This is a genomic window from Amycolatopsis sp. NPDC004772 (assembly GCF_053601215.1).
This window is the reverse complement of the sequence record NZ_JBSGBK010000021.1, coordinates 20,266-37,216: the sequence shown is the minus strand read 5'-3', so window position 1 is coordinate 37,216 and position 16,951 is coordinate 20,266. Positions and strand designations below refer to the sequence as shown.

The window sequence follows — 16,951 nt, the reverse complement described above, 5'->3', positions numbered from 1 at the left end:
GTGACCGTCGATGCCTCGGGGCTGGAGAGCGCGCGGCACCTGCTCGAGCGCAGCGGCACGGCCGAGCGGGTCGCGGCCATCCTGCGCCAGTACATCACCGACGGCGTCTTCGCCCCCGGTGAACGGCTGTCCGAGCCGGTGATCAGCTCGGCGCTCGGCGTCTCGCGCAACACGCTGCGCGAGTCGTTCCAGCTGCTCGCCCACGAGCGGCTGGCCGTGCACGAGCTGAACCGCGGCGTGTTCGTGCGCGAACTGACCACAGAGGACATCGAGGACCTCTACGTCGTGCGCCGCGCCACCGAATGCGGAGCCCTGCGCCGCGCGGCCGAGCTGTCCACAGTGGATCTGTCACTCGTCGAGCAAGCGCTTCAGGCCGGCCGGACGGCCGCGGCGGCCGAGAACTGGCCGGCGGTCGGCACCGCGAGCATCCACTTCCACCAGGCCCTCGCGGACCTGGCCGGCAGCGAACGCCTGTCCGCGACGATGCGCCAGGTGCTCGCCGAAACCCGGTTGTTCTTCGTGCTCAACGAGAACACGCGCGAGTTCTACGAGCCGTTCCTGGACTGCCACGAGCAGATCCTGCGCGACCTGCGCGGCGGGCGGTTCGACGCCGCGGAGGCCGCGCTGGACCGCTACCTGCGGGACGCCCAGGCCCGGCTGCTCGAGCTCAGCGCACCGGGAACACCACGCTGAACGAGTACGGCCGGCGGACCGTGACGAGGTGGTACCGGCCGTCGGGACCGGCCACCCAGCTGTACCAGGCGATCGTGCGCAGGATGGAACACGTGCGGTAGCCGGGGGCGGGCGGATCGGCGGCACGGGCCGTGGCGGCCGGCACGGAGGCGAGCAGCACGGCGGCCACGGCAGCGACTGTCCCCGCACGTCGGATGCACACCAGCCCACTCAACCCCGCGGGAACCTCCGACCGGAAAGGATTCGAGCCGGTTCAAATCCGCCGTCTTCGCTGCTACCGTCGGTGAAGTGTTCAAGCTGGGGGTCGACGCCGAGACGGTGGCCAGGACCCGGTTTTCCCCGTCGCTGGCGGCGGAGTCCCTCGCCTGGCTGAAGCTCGCCGCCGACGCGGGACGGCACCCGGTGTTCGGCGATCCCGGCCCGCTCGCCCGCGCGGCGCTCGCCCACCCCGACGTCGCCCTGCTGCTGGACCTGCTGCCGCGCCCCGGCGAGGTCTACACGCCGGACCTGCTCACCCCGCAGCCGGGCACGGCCACCCGGCACCGCGACCTGCTCGACGAGCAGATCGCCCGGATCGAGGCGACCGCGCAGGACGACGTCGAGACCCAGGTGCTGGGCCACACGCAGGTCCACTGGACCAGACCGCTGCCGGTCACGGCCCGCCGGAGCGTCGAGTCGGGGACGATGCCGCGGCGCCTGGCCAACGGCCTCGCCCGGTTCTGGCGCGACGCGCTGGCCGAGGACTGGGCCGGCCTGCAGGCGGTCCTCGACCGGGACATCACCCACCGCGCGCAGACCATCGCCCGCCACGGCGTCGGCGGGGTGCTCGGCAGCCTGCACCCGACCATCGGCTGGGCCGGCGACGCGATCACCGTCGTCAAGCCGTTCGACGGCGAGGCCGACATCTCCGGCCGGGAGCTGGTCCTCGCGCCGGGCGTGCTCAGCTGGCCCGGCACCAGCATCCAGATCGACGTCCCCGGCCAGGTCGTGCTCTGCTACCCGGCGCACGGCGTCGGGACGGGCGCCGACCACCGGCCGGGCCGGATCGCCCCGGTCGTCGGCGCGGCCCGGGCGGCGCTGCTGGCCGACCTCGAACCGGCGCGGTCGACGGCGGAGCTCGCGTCCCGGACCGGGTACAGCCCGGGCACGGTGTCGTACCACCTGAGCGCGTTGCACCGGGCGGGCCTGGTCACCAAGGTCCGGGACGGGCGGTTCGTGTTCTACCGACGGACCGCGCAGGCCGTCGCGCTGCTCGAAGGAGCCGTCAGCAGCTGACGTTCGGGGCGATCCAGTCGGCGTACTCGTCCGCCGAGCCGTCACCGCCGTCGTCGACCGCGATGGCCAGCTGCTGCACGCCGGTGACCGGGACCGTCAGCTTCTGCGGTTTCGTGCCGCGCTGGACGATCCCCGTCGCGAACAGCTCGCGGCCGTCGCCCAGCACGCGGAACGCCACCGTCGCCTGCGGGCCCGACGCGTCGTCGACGCCGTACTGGGTCGTGAACGACTTGCACGCCCCGCCTAGGTGCAGGCGGATCACCGACGGCGCGTGCACGCCGATCCCGCTGTTGGGCTGGTAGCCCACGCCGCCGACGGCCATCGCCCGCCCGTTGGCCACGCTGCCGCGTTCCACCGGCCCGAGCCCGTTTTCCGAGTACAGCCAGGGCCGCGTGCTGAGGTAGGTCGTCCCGGTGCCCGGCGCGGTCACCAGTGGTGCCTCGGCGGAGCCCGCCGCGGACCGCGGGCCGAACTCGCTCGTGTAGCCGCCGCTCACCCCGACCAGCACCTTCGCGGCCGGTGCCGCGGTCGGCCGCAGCGTGATTTCGCGCGTCACCGTGCTCCCGGGGGAGACCCGCGGGACGTCGACCTGCGCGGGGCCGTCCAGCGCCCACCCGGACGGCACGGTGATCGTGTAGCGCGCGTCGGTGATCGGGGTGTCGCCGTCGTTGGTCAGCGTCACGGTGCCCGGCACCGCCTGGCCGGCCAGGAACCCCTCGGGCAGCTCGACACCCAGCGTGACCAGCGGTTCGGTGGGGGACGGCTGACCAGGCCACACGCGGAAGAAAGTCCCGGAGTTCGCACGCGTGGACGTGCGCAGCGTGCCGGTGCTGGTCAGCTCGACGCCGGTCCACAGGTCGCGGACCCGGTAGGCCGGCGCGGCCGCGACGCCGGATTCCGCGAGGTCGAACGCGATCGTCCGGGCAACCGGGCCGCGGTTGAGCAGCAGCACCGCGACCGAGCCGTCGGACATCGGCTTCGCCCAGATCTCGCCGTCGGACAGGTCGCGGACCTTGCGTCCCGGCGTGCCGGACCAGTCCTGGTCGACCGCGATCACGTCCCGGTTGGCGATCGTGTCCAGCGGGAACGACTCGTTCGGCATCAGCGGCGCGTTCAGCAGCGCCCACAGCGAGAACTGCACGCGCCGCACCCAGGGGTCGACGATGCTGAAGTTGAGGTAGCCCGGATCGCTCCAGCCACCCGGGCCGGTGTGCCCGGCCAGCGGGATCTGCTTGTCCACGGCCAGCATCGCGGACGGGAAGTTGTCCGGGAGGTCGCTGGTGAGCTGCCAAGTCTGTGCGCCCGCGCCGGGGGCCCACTCCCACTGGCGGTAGTTCGCCGCGAAGGTGTCGATCATGGCGAGCAGGATCGGCCGTCCGGTGGCTTTGAGTGCGTCGCTCATCTTCCTGGTGGCCGCCGCGACGCCGTTCTCGCCACCGCACGTGTCGTATTCGAGGTAGTCGACGCCCCAGGCCGCGAACGTTTGCGCGTCCAGTTCCTCGTGGTCGCGGGAGCCGGGCATGGCGCTGCCGCAGACGAGCGCGCCGGTGCCGCTGTGCAGCCCGAACTTGAGGCCGTTGGCGTGCACGTAGGCGATGAGCCCGGGCAGGTCCGGGTACTTGGCGGTGTCCGGCTGGAGCTTCCCGTCGGCCGCACGAGTCTTGGTCGCCCAGCACCCCGCGATGTTGACGTACCTGTAGCCGGCGTCCTTCAGGCCGCTGGTGACCAGCATGTCGACCGCCGCGCGGACCTTGGCGTCGTCGATCCGCGGGCACTGGTTCCAGCCGCGGGACCACGAGATGCCCATCGGCGGCTTCGCGGCGATGACCGGCTCGTCGGCGGCGGCCGGGGCGGCGATCGCCGTGCCGAGGGTGAGGAGGGTGAGCAGCAGGACCCCGAACCGTCGCATGGGTTCCCTCTCCGGGACTGCGGACAAGATCTCCAGGGTGACGTGGGGCCGAAACGGGCATCAGGGCAGAAATGCCGCCCCCGGACGAGTGGCCTCCCGCGGCGGGCAGTGGGTGAATTCCCGAGGCGCGCCCGGGTAGAAAGGGACCGGACGCCGAGACGAGGAGCCATCGATGCCCCCTGCTGTTCGACCGCTGGACGGGATCAAGGTCGTCGACCTCTCCCGCATCCTGGCCGGGCCGTACTGCACCCAGTACCTCGGTGAGATGGGCGCGGACGTGGTGAAGGTCGAGCCGCCGGGCCACGGCGACGACACCCGCGGCTGGGGCCCGCCGTTCGTCGGCGACGAGGCCGTCTACTACCTGGCGGCGAACCGGAACAAGCGCGGCATCGTGCTCGACCTCAAGACCGACCGCGGCCGGGAAGCGCTCCGGCGACTGGTCGCGGACGCCGACGTCCTGGTCGAGAACTTCCGCCCGGGCACGCTCGAGAAGTGGGGCATCGGGTACGAGGCGTTGTCCGCGCTCAACCCGCGGCTGATCCACGTGTCGATCACCGGGTTCGGCCAGACCGGGCCGTACCGCGACCGCGCGGGGTACGACCTGGTGGCGCAGGCCCTCGGCGGCGTGATGTCGCTGACCGGCGAGCCGGACGGCGCACCGGCGAAGGTCGGGCTGCCGGTGGCGGACCTGAACGCGGGGACGTGGGCGATCATCGGCGTCCTGATGGCGCTGCAGGCCCGGCACACGACCGGCCGCGGCCAGTACCTCGATGTGTCCCTATTGGACAGTCAGCTGGCCTGGCACGTGTACGCGGCGGGTGCGGTGTTCTACGACGCGCCCCGCCCCCGCCGGATGGGTTCGGCGCACCCGAGCATCGTCCCGTACCAGGGTTACCACGTCGCCGACGGCTGGCTGGTCATCGCGGTCGGCAGCGAGAAGCTGTGGCACGCGTTCTGCGGCGTGCTCGGCCTGGACATCGCGGCCGACCCGCGGTTCTCGTCGAACGCGCTGCGCGCCGCCCACCGCGACGAGCTGAACGCGCTGCTGGAGCCGGTGCTCCGGACGCGCACGGCAGCGGAGTGGATGAAGGCGTTCGACGCGGCGGGCATCCCGGCGGCGCCGATCAACGAGATCGACGACGTCTACGCGGACCCGTGGGCGGCCGCGCGCGAGCAGGTGGTCCGGCTGCCGCACCCGACGGTGGGGACGTACGTGGGCACGGGCTTCCCGGTGAAGGCGTCGGACACCCCGGCGCGGCCGACGTCCGCCCCGCCGACCCTGGGCCAGCACACCGAGGAGGTGCTGGCCGAGCTGGGGTACTCACCCGAGGAGATCGCGGAGTTCCTGGACTGATGGTAGGGATGGGGGCAGGACTGAGGAGGACCGATGGCAGCACAGCACGCCCTGTGGCACCCGTTCGCCGACATGGGCGCGGTCGACGGTGACCGGATGGTCGTCACCCGGGCCGAGGGTTCGTACATCTGGGACGACGCCGGCCGCAGGTACTTCGACGCGACGGCGTCGCTCTGGTACGCGAACTTCGGCCACGGCCGTCCCGAGATCACCGAAGCGGTTTCCCGCCAGCTGGGTGAGCTCGACTCGTGGAACCTGTTCGGCTACAACGCGAACCGCCCGGCGATCGAGCTGGCGGACCGGGTGGCGGCCTTGGCGCCGGAGCCGGGGTCGAAGGTGTTCTTCGGTTCGGGCGGCGGCGACGTCATCGACACGGCGGTGAAGCTGGCCCGCGCGTACTTCGCGCAGACGGGGCGGCCGGAGAAGGTCCACGTGATCGGCCGGGCGCAGGGCTACCACGGAACCCACGGTTTCGGCACGGCGGTGGGCGGCATCCCGGCGAACGCGGCGGGTGTGGGCCCGCAGCCGCCTTCGTTTTCCCACGTGGCATATGACGATGCGACGGCGCTGGAGGCGGAGATCGAGCGCGTGGGTGCGTCGCGGGTGGCGGCGTTCTTCTGCGAGCCGGTGATCGGCGCGGGCGGCGTGCTGCTGCCGCCGGAGGGCTACCTCGAGGAGGTGGCGGCGATCTGCCGCCGGCACGAGGTGCTGTTCGTCGCGGACTGCGTGATCGCGGCCTGGGGCCGGCTGGGCACGTGGTTCGGGATCGACCGGTGGCCGGTGCGGCCGGACATGATCACGACGGCCAAGGGCATCACGGGCGGAACGATCCCGCTGGGAGCGCTGGTGGTGGCGCCGAAGGTGGCATCGCCGTTCTTCACGGGGGCACCGGGAGCCCCGATCTTCCGCCACGGCCCGACGTACGCGGGGCACCCGGTGGCGTGCGCGGCGGGCTTGGCCACGCTGGACATCTACGAGCGCGACGGCTTGATCCCGCGCGGCCGAGAGCTGGAGAAACCCCTGGCGGACGCGGTATCGGGAGTGGCGGGGCATCCGCTGGTCGCCGAGGTACGGGCGGGCCTGGGCTTCTTGGCGGCGGTGGAGCTGAGCGCAGAGCTGCTCGACGCCGACCCGGGGGCACCGGTGAAGCTCCAGCGAGCCTGCCGCGACGAGGGTGTGATCGTCCGCAACCTCGGGCGCGGGGTGGCGGTGTCACCGCCGTTGGTGGCGGCGGAGCCGGAGCTGGATCTGCTGGCGGCGGCGTTGCCGAAGGCACTGGACCGCCTGGCGGCGCAGGTGTGAGGTCGCGAATGACTTGTTCGCGACGCTTGTGCTGGTGACGGCTGAGCGGAACCCGCGTGCTTCGGCGCGGGACTGGCGTGCTTCGGCGCGGAACTGGCGTGATCCAGCGCGGGACTGGCGTGTCCCGGCGCGGGACTGGCGTGATTGGAACCGGAACTCACCAAGGTCGGCGGCGGCCCCCAGCCCGCCGCCGACCTAGCCTCATCCCGGCCCCGGGCTCACGAAACGCAGAACTCGTTCCCCTCCGGGTCGGCCATCGTCACCCAGCTGTGTGGCCCCTGCCGGCCTCGCCACAGGAACTCCGCGCCGCGCGCCTTCAGCTTCTCGACCGATTCCTCGACGTTGTCCGCGCCCACCCACACGTCCAGGTGGAGGCGGTTCTTCACCGTCTTGGCCTCCGGGACCTCCTGGAACAGGATCCGCCGGGGCGGGCCCTCCGGTGGCGAGTCCGGGTGCCGGATGCCCGCTCCCGCTTTCCACACCAGCGAACCCCGGTACGTCCGGGTTTCCTCCTCCGTCGCGTACCCCTTCGCGATCATCTCGCGGACGAAGTCCGCGTCCGTCGGTTCCACGGACCAGCCGAGCGTCTCGGCCCACCAGTCGGCGAGCACGTGCGGGTCGGCCGAATCCACCACTACCTGGAAGTCATGCGCCATACCGGCACGTTAACGACCGAGTCCGACATTTTCCGGAGCATCGGGTCCTCGGGGACGACCGTGAAGCGCCACTTGTCCACGCCGCCGCCCATGATCTCGGCGTACCGGCGGGCCCCGTCCGCGTTGGCGAACCGGACCTGCTGGCCGTTCGTCAGGTGGGTGATCTTGACCGCCACGACTGCCTCCCGAAGTTGGTGGGCCGGCCCTCGGAGCTTCCCCCTCCGGGACCGGCAAGGCACAGTAGAACACATGTTCGACCGCCCGCGCCACTCTCTCCCTCAACTAGGGGACCAACAGGCAAAAGACCAGGTCAGAGCGGGCGAACCATGGCCATCCGTGGCCAGGCGTCGAGGCCGCGGGCGATCTCGGCCCGGCGGATCGAGCGCAGTCCGTCGCCGATTTCCGCTTCCGGGACGACCCGGAACCCCAGGCGTTCGTAGTACGGCGCGTTCCACGGCACGGTTTCGAACGTCGTGAGCGTCAACGCCGGCAATCCGCGCGCACGGGCCCACTCCGCCAGCGTCTCGATCAGCGCGCGGCCGATTCCCCGCCGCGCGTGCGACGGCCGGACCGACACCTGCTCGATGTGCGCGCACCCGTCGACGACCTCGGCGATCAGGTAGGCCACCGGCCGGTCCGCGGAGTCGACGCTCACCCAAGCGCGGCCCGCCGCCTGGAAAACCGCCAGCGACTCCACCGAACCCGGGTCTTCGTCGGCGATCGCCGCCATGTCGACGTCGCGGAAGAGTGCCCCGGCCTCCCGCTCGACGTCGACGAGCGCGGGCAGGTCGTCGGGGCGCGCGAGACGGATCACCCGGGTAGTTCTACGCGCCCGCGCGGATTTCTCACACCGAATAAGACGCGATCGCCCGCTGGATGCGGACCGCGTACTCCTGCAGGGCGGTGATCGCCGTCTGCCGGGCCTCTTCGGTGATCCGGGCGGCCGGGCCGGCCAGGCTCAGCACGGTGGGCCGCCTGCCGATCGTCTGCACCGGCACCGAACAGGCCCAGACGCCCTCGTCGAGTTCCCCCGAGCTGACCGCGTACCGGTTCTCCAGCGCCTGCTTCAGCTCGTCACGCACCGCTGTGCCGCGCTGCGCGACGATCGACGCCCACCGCTGGTCACGCTCGATCTCCGGCAGCAGCGCGAGCAGCATCTTGCCGGACGCGCCGACGCCGAGCGGCAGCGAATGCCCCGGCTCGAACGTGAACCGCATGGCGCGGTCGCACTCGACGCGGTCCGCGCACACGGCGCCGTCGCCGAACCGCTGGAACAGCATCACCGTCTCGCCGAGCTCCCGCGCGGCCTCCTCCATGGCCGGCCGCGCCAGCTGCACCATGTCGTTGGCGAGCTGGGCGGCCCGCGCCAGCGGCATCACCTGGCTCGTCAGGTGGTAGTGGCCGGCCCGGCCCTCCTCGAGCAGCTGCAGCTCCTTGAGCAGGGCCACGTACCGGTAGGTCGTCGCCACCGGGGTGCCGATCGTCGCGGCCAGCTCGGCGACGCTCGCCTCCCACCGGCGCTCCGAAAAGGCCAGCAGCAACTGGAGGACCTTGCGGGAACTGCTGGCACCCGGGGTGCGGCGGGGGGAAGTGGTGGCGGAACCGTCGACGGTACTGACGGCAGGCGTCATCGTGACCTCTCGGTGAGACAAAAACGACCTTCGCTATCACACGGGGTGAATAAATTAGCACGTAGTGTGAAAGGAAGGCCAGCAATGGCCCGGAATAGGGCCATCGCCGGGCGCACCGGACATCACATGGTGAGAAACTCGCCCGGTTTCGTCACCACGGGTGACTCGACGTACAGGCCGCGGTACTCGTCCTGGATCCCCGAGTTGTGCACCTGCAGCGCGAGCGGGCCGACGCGCCCGGCCGTCCGGTCGGTGAACTGCAGCACTTCGACGCCCTTGCAGGTGATCGCCGTGCCGGTGAGCGGGCAGCAGGCCATCCGCGCGACCCCGGTGGCGGCGTCGCCGATCAGTTCGCACTGGGCCCACTTCTTGATGTCGATGGTGGTGTGCGGCAGTTGCCGGAACAGTTTCCCGCCGCCGTTGTTGTGCCCCGGCCGGTAGTCCCAATGTCCCCCGTTCGGCGGTTGGAACTGGATGGCGCTCAGTGCGTCGCGGATCGGGTCGGTGGTGCCCCAGATCAGCACGGTCGGTTTGTGGTTGCCCTTGACCTGCCGGACATTGAATATCCACCGAAACGTGCCGACCTGCTGTTTGTTGTAGTACAACCAGCCGCGCGCGGTGCCATTGCCGTGGATGACGCCGGTTTTCGCCGACCAGAGCCCGGCTTTTGACGACGTCCACGCGCTCAGGTCGGTTCCGTCGAACATCGAGACCAGATTCGGGTCACCGTAAGGGTTTTCGGCCGCCGCGGCCGGCGTCGGGACCGAAGCCGCGACGATCCCCGCGGCCACCACGCCGAGAAGCTTCCGGAACATCCTGCCGTCCTCTCGTCGAACGCGAATCGAGGGTTCGGACGGCGGATTTTCACGTTAGGAGCGGCCCGGGCCGGGCGTCAACCACGGTCCCGGTCACCGGCGAGGAACGGCGTCAGCAGGCCGGAGACGGCCCGGTCGGCGAGCGCCAGCCCGTCGGCCTCGCCGACGTCGAGCACCTGGTACTTCCCCTTGCCCGCGGCGACCGGCGCGATCAGCGTGACCAGCCCGGCCCGGCGCTGGAAGTACGAGCGTTCGACGACGATCCCGGTCATCCCGTCGCAGCGGACGGCCGCCGTGCCGCGGTCCAGCGAACCCGACCGCGTCACGAGGTACCGGCCGGTGAGGGCGTGGCCGAGGCCGCGGTAGCGGTCCCAGCCGACGAGCGCGGCGACCGGCACCAGCACCAGCGCGACCTGCCACGGCCAGTCCGGCAGCGCACCGAGCCACGCCAGGCCGTAGAGCGCCGCGGCGAGCAGCAGCACGCTCAGGACGGCCCGGGACAGCCGCCGGTACAGCGCCCGGCGGGGGTGGCGCACCAGCGGCGTCGCGGCCGGGTCCTCACCCAGCACCCGGGCGACGACTTCGTGCGCGCGGGCCAGCGGCGCCGGCGGCAGCAGCAGGCTGCCGCCCTTGTCCGCGCTCTTGCCCTCCCGCAGGCCGGCGGCGATGGCGACGCAGCGGGCGCCACCGGCCAGCCGCAGCGGCAGCGGCTCGCGGATTTCGGCGCCGCGCAGGCGGTCCTCCTCGATCGACACCGACCGCGTGGTGATCAGCCCGCGCCGGATGTGCAGCGTGCCGGCGGGCTCCCGGGTGAGCCGGAAGTTCCAGAACGACAGGACGTACCCGCCGACCGACAGCAGCGAGACGAGCACCAGCAGCCCGACGGCGGCGAGCACCAGGCTCAGCCACACCGGGGTGTCGGCGAAGTGCCCGACGACGGCCTGGACCAGCGAAAACTGGATCGGGTCGAAGTGCAGTTCGTGCGCGAAGTGGTAGACCGTGCCGACCGCCGCACCGACCACGGCCAGCCCGGACAGCGTGAAGGGCGCGTACCGCAGCCACCGCTTGTCGACCGCGGCGATCAGCTGCTCCGGCGGCGCGGCGGCCTCCTCGGAAACGACCTCGGCCTTGCGGTGCAGCAGGAGCGTCCGCAGCCGCTGGGCCTCGGCGATGGTGACGGCGTCGAGGACGAGCTCGTCCTTGCCCGGTCCCTTGCCGTGCGAGTGCCGCCCGGTGCCGATCCGCGCGGCGGCCAGCGAGAACAGCCGGTGCTTCGGTTCCGAGGTGACGTCGACCGTGCGGATCCGGTCGCGCGGGATGGCCCGGTGCTTGCGCTGTAGCAGCCCGGTACGCCACTCGACCTGCGCCTCGGTGATCCGGTAGCGGGAGGTCAGCACGTGCGAGACGCCGGTGAACACGGCGATCGCGGTGAACACGAGACCGATCCACTGCCACGGTTCGCCGTGGCCGAACAGCAGCGCGCCCAGCAGCACCGGCAGCGACTTCACCAGGTCCAGCACCGGGCGGATGAGCAGCATGCGCCGGTCGAGGTGGTGCCACGGCGCGTCCTGCGTGCCCTCGGCGGGCGGGGTGATCACTTCGGCGGTGCTTTCTGCCGCCTCCGCGGGGAAGAGTGCGTCGGCGGGGCTCACGTCGCATCGCCCCGCACGGCCTGGGTGGTCTTCGTGAGCTCGTCGGCCAGGGCGAGCGCGCGGTCGTGCGCCAGGCCCGAGATCCGCAGTGGGCCCGCCGCGGAGGCCGTCGTGACGGTGATCTTCGCCAGCCCGAACAGCTGCTCGAAGGGGTCGCGCTCGATGTCGACGGTCTGGATCCGCGAGACCGGCGCGATCCGCCACTCCTGCTTCAGCCAGCCCGACTGGGTGTAGACGGCCTCGTCGGTGACCTCCCAGCGGTGCACCCGGTAGCGCCACTGCGGCATCACGATCAGGTGCAGCGGGCCGAGCACGCCGGAGAGCACCAGGGTCACGGTCAGGAACGATGGCGCGTCGTCGCTGGTCACGACGATGAGCGTCTGCACCCCGACCAGGATGATCCACAGGATCGACGCGGTCACCGTCCAGTAGCCGATGGCCCGGCGGCTGACCCGGTGCGCCGGCGGCCGCAGCCGCAGCGCCGTGTTCGTGGTGTGTTCGCTCACGGGTCAAGCGTGCCCGATCGGTGCCTTGCGCGCCCACGACAGTTGTCACGATGGCGATCCGAACCGGCCTCGAACGCGTGGCGTTACGATCGGCGACACCGTCGGCGGAATGGAATCCCACCCGGGGTGTGTTGTGCTTGACGGATTGGTATAGCGGCGATCAGGAGGATCAGGTGGGACTCGATCCCGACGACCTGTACGAGGTGGACTCGGACGTCCCCGACCTGACCGGGGCGGTGCTGCTGCACCACTTCGAGGGGTTCATGGACGCCGGCTCGGCGGGCCGTCTGCTGGCGGAGCACCTCCTGGGCGGCGAGCACCGGGTGGTCGCCCGTTTCGACGTCGACCGGCTCATCGACTACCGCTCGCGGCGGCCGACGATGACCTACGCGGTCGACCACTGGGAGGACTACGACGCGCCCGAGCTGGTGGTGCACCTGCTGCACGACGCCGACGGCACGCCGTTCCTGCTGCTGTCGGGCCCGGAGCCGGACCACGACTGGGAGCGGTTCAGCGCGGCGGTCCGGAACCTGGTCGAGCGCTGGGGCGTCCGGCTGACGGCCGGCTTCCACGGCATCCCGATGGGCGCGCCGCACACCCGCCCGCTCGGCGTCACCGCGCACGCGACCCGCAAGGACCTGGTCGTCGACAACCAGCAGCTGCCGAACCGGCTGCAGGTGCCGGGCAGCCTCGCCGCGCTGCTGGAGTACCGGCTCGGCGAGTGGGGCCACGACGCGATGGGCTTCGCCGCGCACGTGCCGCACTACCTGGCGCAGTCGACGTACCCGGCGGCGTCGCTGATCGTGCTCGACGCGCTGAGCCGGGCGACCGGGCTGAGCCTGCCCGAGGGCGAGCTGCGCGCGGCCGCGGACCTGGCGGACGCCGAGATCAACCGGCAGGTCGCGGAGTCCGACGAGATCGCCGACGTCGTCCGCGCCCTGGAGCGGCAATACGACACGTTCATCGAGGCGTCCGACCGGGGCAGCCTGCTGGCGGAGTCGGTCGAGCACATGCCGACGGCGGAGGAGCTCGGTTCGCAGTTCGAGCGGTTCCTCGCGGAGCAGAACGGCGGCGACGGCCCCGAGCGCGGATGACGCGCTACGACGAGATCGGCGTCGGTTACGCACTGGGCCGGCGGACGGACCCGCGCTGGCTCTCGCCGGTGCTGTCGGCGCTGGGTCCCGCGGCGTCGGTGCTGGACGTCGGCTCGGGGACGGGCTCGTACGAGCCGCCCTCGCGGCACGTCGTGGCGGTCGAGCCGTCGGCGGAGATGATCCGGCAGCGCGCGACGGGGGCGGCGCCGGTGGTCCGGGCGGTCGCGGAGGCGCTGCCGTTCGCGTCGGACACGTTCGACGCGGCGCTGGCGGTGCTGACGGTGCACCACTGGCCGGATTGGCGCGCGGGTGTGCGCGAGCTGCGCCGGGTCGCCGCCCGTCAGGTCGTCCTGGCGTACGACACGGCGCTGCACAGCGACTTCTGGTTCGTGCGGGAGTACGTGCCGGAGATCGCCGCGCTGGAAGCGTCCCGCCCTTCGGCGCCGGAGATCGCGGACTTCCTCGGCGCGTCGGCGGTGGTGCCGTTGCCGGTGCCGTGGGATTTCACGGACGGGGTGTTCCCGGCGTACTGGCGCCGGCCGGAGGCGTACCTGGACCCGGGGGTGCGCCAATCGTGCTCGGCCCTGGCCCAGACCTCGCCGGCGGCGGTCTCGCGGGGGATCGCGCGGTTGCGGGAGGACCTGGAGTCGGGGCGGTGGCACGGGGACCACGCGGACCTGCTCGACCTGCCGGAGTGGGACGCGGGTTTCCGGCTGATCGTGGCCTAGCCGTGGCAGCCTTCTTCGTTCAACGGCCCGAACGAAGGCAGCACCAGCCCGCACAGGTACCCGTCGATCCAGCGCCCGTTCCCCGCGAGGTTCGTCCCCAGCCGCACGAACGGCGCGAACCCCCGGATCCCGGCGGCCAGCGCGTCCTGGTTGCGCTGCAGCATCGACGTCAGCTGGTCCAGCTGGGTCAGCACCGGCCCGACCGGTGACTCCCCGATGAGCCCCGACAACTCCGACGACAACCGCCGCGAGCCGTCCAGCAGCCGAGTGATCGCCGCTTCGCGGTTGCTCACCGAGGCGAGCAGCTCGTTGCCGTCCTCGAGGAGCCGGCGAACCGCCGCGTCGCGGTCGACGAGAGTCTGCGAAATCACGCGTGTATTGCCCAGCAACGCAGCCAGCTGCCGGTCGCGCGCGGCGAGCGAGTCCGAAAGCCGTGAGAGCCCGGTAAGGGCGGCGCGAACGCTCTGCGGAGTGTTTGCCAGCGTCGCCGAAAGCGTGTCGAAGCTGCGAGCCAGCCGCGTGGTGTCGATACGGTCCACTGTGGACGAAAGCTCGCCGAACGCCGCGAGGATGTCGTACGGCACCGTCGTGCGCGACCGCGGGATCGGCGACCCCGGGTCGAGCGTGCCCTCGCCCTGCGGGTCGAGCGCGAGGTACTTCTGGCCCAGCACCGTCTTCAGCCGGATCGCCGCGCCCGTCGCGTCGCCGAGCCAAGCTCCCTTGGCCCGGAACGAAACCAGCACGTGGTCGCCGCGCAGGCGCACGTCCGACACGCGCCCCACCTCGACGCCGGCGATGCGGACGTCGTTGCCGGCACTCAGCCCGGCCGCTTCGGTGAACTCGGCCGCGTAGGTCGTCCCGTCGCCGAGTACCGGCAGGGAGCGCGCGTTCAGCGCCGTCACCACGCCCAGGGCCAGCACGGCCAGGCCCGCGACGGCCGTCCTGACCGGATTTGACATGGCGTCAAGAGTGACCCACCTCACGCCGGGTCGCCAGCCGAGTCCCCCGATGAGAGGAATCGGGGTATTCGCGGTACTCCAGCGCGTTGGCCGCGCGATCGGTCATCCAGGCGAAGATGCCGCCGAACAGCCGCGTGCTCAGCATCCGGTAGGCGCGGTTGCGGCTGCGGATCTTCGCGGCCGTGCGCGGCGCGAGGAAGTTGCCGGACCCCTTGCCGTTCTTCTGCCCGACCGTGGCCGGCTTGCGCAGCCGCTGCTCGTACTTCGCGAACGCCGTCACGTGGTCGCCGCCGGCCGCCGCGAGCTCGCCCGCCAGCACCTGGGCGCCCATCATCGCCAGCCCCGTGCCGGACCCGCCCGGCCCGGCGCACCAGGCGGCGTCGCCGAGGAGCACCACGCGCCCCTTCGACCAGCGGTCGAGGTGGATCTGGCTGATCGAGTCGACGTACAGGTCGTCCGCCGCGGGCAGCGCTTCGAGCAGCTTCGGCGTCTCCCAGCCGGTGTCCGCGAACAGGTGCGTGAGCAGCGCACCCTGCTCGGCGGGTGTGCGGCGGTGGAACTCGACGCCGTCCGCCGCGAAGACCAGGCCGACGTGCAGCCGGTCCGGCAACCGGTGGCTGCCCACCATCAGGCCGCGGCCGGGCTCGTTGTACAGGACGCTGGTGTGGTCGAGCCCCAGGTGGTTGGGCGCGGTGAACCCGGCGATGCCGAAGCCGAGGTCGCGCCGGAAGTCCTGCTCCGGCCCGAAGGCGGCGGCCCGGACGCCGGAGTGCACGCCGTCGGCCCCGACGACCAGGTCGAACGTCCGCGGTGCGCCGTGGCGGAAGGTGACTTCGACGCCGTCCGCCGTCTCGGTGAGGCTCGTGACGCGATCGCCGAAGACGTATTCGGTGTGGTCCGCGGTGTGCTCGTACAGGATCCGCGCGAGGTCACCGCGCAGGATCTCGACCTCGCCGCTCCAGGCGGCGCCGGGCACGGTCAGCGCGGGACGGCCGTCGAGGCCGAGCACGGTCTGCTCGCCCATCGCCGTCTCGTACCGGCGGATCTCGTCGAGCACCCCCATCGCGGCCAGTAGTTTCACCTGCTCGCCGCGGAAGTCGACGGCCTGGCCCCCGGGCCGCAGGGCGGGCGCGGACTCGACGACGGTGACGCGGTAGCCGGCGCGGTGCAGCCAGTGGGCGGCGGACGGGCCGGCGATGCCGGCCCCGGAAACGAGCACGGTCCTGGTGGTCATCGGGGGTTCCTCTCGGGTCGGTGGCTTCCGGCACCGAGACTGCGGGCGACCGCTTACCGTCTTCGCACGATCCGCTGACGGCTCGGCCAGTGCCCCGCGGTTGCAGTCGCTAACATGGCCCGGGTGGACCGCGCCGCCGAAGGCCGGATCCAGGAGGACGGCGACGGCGTCGTCGAGGCACGCATCCTGGATGCCGCTGCACACCTGATCGCCGAAGAGGGCTTCGGCCGGTTGAAGATCGGCGGCGTCTGCGCCCGCTCCGGCTACGCGCGTTCGGTCGTCTTCCAGTACTTCGGCGACAAGGACGGGCTCGGGCGGCGGCTCGTCGAGCACGCCGTCGAGGCGTTCACCGACGCCTACAGCGAGGCCGTCGCGGCCCGGACCGGATCGGCGAACGCGACGCCGATGGACATGCTCCGCGCGCTGCTGGACATCATCTTCGAGCTGATCCGCACGATGCCGACGCTCAACCAGGCGTTCCTGGCCCTGTGGGGCGACGCGGCGGCGGAGTACTCGGGCCTGCGCGGCGCGCTCACCGAGGCCGACCGCCGGTTCCGGTTCGCCATCGCGCAGACCGTGGCCAGCGGGGTCGCGGACGGGTCCATCACCGGTGTCCGCGACCCCGATTCCTACGCTTCGGCGCTGCTGGCCCAGTTGCGCGGGATCTCGATGCAGGCCCTGATCGACCCCGACGGCGTCGATCTGCGCGGGCTGCGCGCCGAGCTCGAGCGCAGCGTCGACCGGCTGTCCTCGAGCTTCCGCGGCACGCTCTAAAGCGCGTACACGATGCTCCGCAGCACGATCACGCCGATGAAGACGAGCGTGAAGGCCAGGTCGAGCGAGATCCCGCCGATCCGCACCGGCCGCACCACCCGCCGCACCGGCCCGATCACCGGTTCGGTCGCGGCGTAGGCCAGGCCGCGGGCGCGCCGCGCCCACGGCGGGGTGTTGCCCACCACCGCGACCCAGTCCAGCACCATCCGCGCGACCAGCACCAGCAGGTACAGGCTCAGCGCGAACCCGAGCAGCGTCCCTAGCGCACCCATGGCCCCTCCGTTCTTCCTACCCCGAGAACGCGCGAGGGGGGCCGGGAGTGCCAGTTCTGTCCGGTTCACAGGATTTCGACAGGATCGGGTGACGGCC

Annotated in this window: 19 protein-coding genes; 7 read left to right on the top strand and 12 right to left on the bottom strand. The window is 71.9% G+C overall.

Annotation, left to right across the window (positions count from 1 at the left end; genetic code table 11):
- A complete protein-coding gene (locus tag ACWEF6_RS15475) occupies positions 1-693 on the top strand; it encodes a GntR family transcriptional regulator (RefSeq protein ID WP_449683521.1) in 693 nt (230 codons plus the stop codon).
- On the opposite strand, the gene ACWEF6_RS15470 is transcribed toward ACWEF6_RS15475, so the two are convergent.
- Entirely contained in the window at positions 668-862 is a 195-nt protein-coding gene (locus ACWEF6_RS15470; protein ID WP_449683520.1) for a hypothetical protein, read from the bottom strand. The genes ACWEF6_RS15475 and ACWEF6_RS15470 overlap by 26 nt on opposite strands.
- 119 nt (positions 863-981) lie before the next feature.
- Between ACWEF6_RS15470 and ACWEF6_RS15465 the strand changes: the two genes are divergently transcribed.
- Positions 982-1,968: a helix-turn-helix domain-containing protein gene (locus tag ACWEF6_RS15465; protein WP_449683519.1), complete on the top strand. Its 987-nt coding sequence runs from the start codon at positions 982-984 to the stop codon at positions 1,966-1,968.
- Here ACWEF6_RS15465 and ACWEF6_RS15460 read toward each other — a convergent pair.
- Complete coding sequence (locus ACWEF6_RS15460) at positions 1,958-3,877, bottom strand: NPCBM/NEW2 domain-containing protein (protein ID WP_449683518.1); 1,920 nt, start codon at positions 3,875-3,877, stop codon at positions 1,958-1,960. The genes ACWEF6_RS15465 and ACWEF6_RS15460 overlap by 11 nt on opposite strands.
- 172 nt (positions 3,878-4,049) lie before the next feature.
- On the opposite strand from ACWEF6_RS15460, the gene ACWEF6_RS15455 reads away from it, so the two are divergent.
- Together ACWEF6_RS15455 and ACWEF6_RS15450 are read left to right on the top strand one after the other, a co-directional pair.
- Complete coding sequence (locus tag ACWEF6_RS15455) at positions 4,050-5,231, top strand: CaiB/BaiF CoA transferase family protein (protein WP_449683517.1); 1,182 nt, start codon at positions 4,050-4,052, stop codon at positions 5,229-5,231.
- A 33-nt stretch (positions 5,232-5,264) separates the two neighbouring features.
- The gene (locus ACWEF6_RS15450) at positions 5,265-6,533 is read left to right on the top strand and encodes an aminotransferase family protein (RefSeq protein WP_449683516.1); all 1,269 of its coding nucleotides are present in this window, start codon (positions 5,265-5,267) and stop codon (positions 6,531-6,533) included.
- Between the two features lie 218 nt (positions 6,534-6,751).
- Here ACWEF6_RS15450 and ACWEF6_RS15445 read toward each other — a convergent pair whose 3' ends face one another.
- The 7 genes from ACWEF6_RS15445 to ACWEF6_RS15415 all read right to left on the bottom strand — a co-directional run bounded on the left by ACWEF6_RS15445 (position 6,752) and on the right by ACWEF6_RS15415 (position 11,793).
- Positions 6,752-7,168 carry a VOC family protein gene (locus ACWEF6_RS15445; RefSeq protein WP_449683573.1) on the bottom strand — a complete coding sequence of 139 codons (417 nt, stop codon included), beginning with the start codon at positions 7,166-7,168 and terminating at the stop codon, positions 6,752-6,754.
- Complete coding sequence (locus tag ACWEF6_RS15440; protein ID WP_004561810.1) at positions 7,168-7,365, bottom strand: hypothetical protein; 198 nt, start codon at positions 7,363-7,365, stop codon at positions 7,168-7,170. Before ACWEF6_RS15440 ends, ACWEF6_RS15445 begins: the two co-directional genes overlap by 1 nt.
- A 134-nt stretch (positions 7,366-7,499) precedes the next feature.
- Positions 7,500-8,003, bottom strand: coding sequence for a GNAT family N-acetyltransferase (locus ACWEF6_RS15435; RefSeq protein ID WP_449683515.1), 504 nt, complete (start codon positions 8,001-8,003; stop codon positions 7,500-7,502).
- Positions 8,004-8,034: 31 nt separating this feature from the next.
- On the bottom strand, positions 8,035-8,820 hold the full coding sequence (locus ACWEF6_RS15430; RefSeq protein WP_449683514.1) for an IclR family transcriptional regulator: 786 nt from the start codon (positions 8,818-8,820) through the stop codon (positions 8,035-8,037).
- Between the two features lie 122 nt (positions 8,821-8,942).
- Positions 8,943-9,635, bottom strand: coding sequence for a family 16 glycoside hydrolase (locus ACWEF6_RS15425; RefSeq protein ID WP_449683513.1), 693 nt, complete (start codon positions 9,633-9,635; stop codon positions 8,943-8,945).
- 77 nt (positions 9,636-9,712) lie between these two features.
- Entirely contained in the window at positions 9,713-11,173 is a 1,461-nt protein-coding gene (locus ACWEF6_RS15420) for a PH domain-containing protein (RefSeq protein ID WP_449683572.1), read from the bottom strand.
- A gap of 110 nt (positions 11,174-11,283) precedes the next feature.
- Positions 11,284-11,793, bottom strand: coding sequence for a PH domain-containing protein (locus ACWEF6_RS15415; RefSeq protein ID WP_449683512.1), 510 nt, complete (start codon positions 11,791-11,793; stop codon positions 11,284-11,286).
- Positions 11,794-11,966: 173 nt separating this feature from the next.
- On the opposite strand from ACWEF6_RS15415, the gene ACWEF6_RS15410 reads away from it, so the two are divergent.
- Positions 11,967-12,887, top strand: a complete 921-nt coding sequence (locus ACWEF6_RS15410) for a proteasome assembly chaperone family protein (RefSeq protein ID WP_310967003.1) — start codon at positions 11,967-11,969, stop codon at positions 12,885-12,887.
- On the top strand, positions 12,884-13,615 hold the full coding sequence (locus ACWEF6_RS15405; RefSeq protein WP_449683511.1) for a class I SAM-dependent methyltransferase: 732 nt from the start codon (positions 12,884-12,886) through the stop codon (positions 13,613-13,615). Before ACWEF6_RS15410 ends, ACWEF6_RS15405 begins: the two co-directional genes overlap by 4 nt.
- On the opposite strand, the gene ACWEF6_RS15400 is transcribed toward ACWEF6_RS15405, so the two are convergent.
- Positions 13,612-14,574, bottom strand: a complete 963-nt coding sequence (locus ACWEF6_RS15400) for an MCE family protein (protein ID WP_449683510.1) — start codon at positions 14,572-14,574, stop codon at positions 13,612-13,614. The genes ACWEF6_RS15405 and ACWEF6_RS15400 overlap by 4 nt on opposite strands.
- Before the next feature lie 4 nt (positions 14,575-14,578).
- Positions 14,579-15,808, bottom strand: a complete 1,230-nt coding sequence (locus ACWEF6_RS15395) for an FAD-dependent monooxygenase (protein ID WP_449683509.1) — start codon at positions 15,806-15,808, stop codon at positions 14,579-14,581.
- Positions 15,809-15,922: 114 nt separating this feature from the next.
- Here ACWEF6_RS15395 and ACWEF6_RS15390 point away from each other — a divergent pair, with 114 nt between their 5' ends.
- Positions 15,923-16,582 carry a TetR/AcrR family transcriptional regulator gene (locus ACWEF6_RS15390; protein WP_449683508.1) on the top strand — a complete coding sequence of 220 codons (660 nt, stop codon included), beginning with the start codon at positions 15,923-15,925 and terminating at the stop codon, positions 16,580-16,582.
- Here the strand turns inward: ACWEF6_RS15390 and ACWEF6_RS15385 are convergent.
- A complete protein-coding gene (locus ACWEF6_RS15385; protein WP_176175160.1) occupies positions 16,579-16,854 on the bottom strand; it encodes a YggT family protein in 276 nt (91 codons plus the stop codon). The genes ACWEF6_RS15390 and ACWEF6_RS15385 overlap by 4 nt on opposite strands.
- Between the last annotated feature and the right edge of the window lie 97 nt (positions 16,855-16,951).

Bases quoted from the DNA above. Each gene is read 5' to 3' on its own strand.
- ACWEF6_RS15450 (WP_449683516.1), top strand. From the start codon at position 5,265: ATGGCAGCACAGCACGCCCTGTGGCACCCGTTCGCCGACATGGGCGCG.
- ACWEF6_RS15455 (WP_449683517.1), top strand. From the start codon at position 4,050: ATGCCCCCTGCTGTTCGACCGCTGGACGGGATCAAGGTCGTCGACCTC.
- ACWEF6_RS15395 (WP_449683509.1), bottom strand. From the start codon at position 15,808: ATGACCACCAGGACCGTGCTCGTTTCCGGGGCCGGCATCGCCGGCCCG.
- ACWEF6_RS15430 (WP_449683514.1), bottom strand. From the start codon at position 8,820: ATGACGCCTGCCGTCAGTACCGTCGACGGTTCCGCCACCACTTCCCCC.
- ACWEF6_RS15405 (WP_449683511.1), top strand. From the start codon at position 12,884: ATGACGCGCTACGACGAGATCGGCGTCGGTTACGCACTGGGCCGGCGG.
- ACWEF6_RS15420 (WP_449683572.1), bottom strand. From the start codon at position 11,173: ATGCTGCTCATCCGCCCGGTGCTGGACCTGGTGAAGTCGCTGCCGGTG.
- ACWEF6_RS15390 (WP_449683508.1), top strand. From the start codon at position 15,923: ATGGCCCGGGTGGACCGCGCCGCCGAAGGCCGGATCCAGGAGGACGGC.
- ACWEF6_RS15385 (WP_176175160.1), bottom strand. From the start codon at position 16,854: ATGGGTGCGCTAGGGACGCTGCTCGGGTTCGCGCTGAGCCTGTACCTG.
- ACWEF6_RS15460 (WP_449683518.1), bottom strand. From the start codon at position 3,877: ATGCGACGGTTCGGGGTCCTGCTGCTCACCCTCCTCACCCTCGGCACG.
- ACWEF6_RS15425 (WP_449683513.1), bottom strand. From the start codon at position 9,635: ATGTTCCGGAAGCTTCTCGGCGTGGTGGCCGCGGGGATCGTCGCGGCT.
- ACWEF6_RS15400 (WP_449683510.1), bottom strand. From the start codon at position 14,574: ATGTCAAATCCGGTCAGGACGGCCGTCGCGGGCCTGGCCGTGCTGGCC.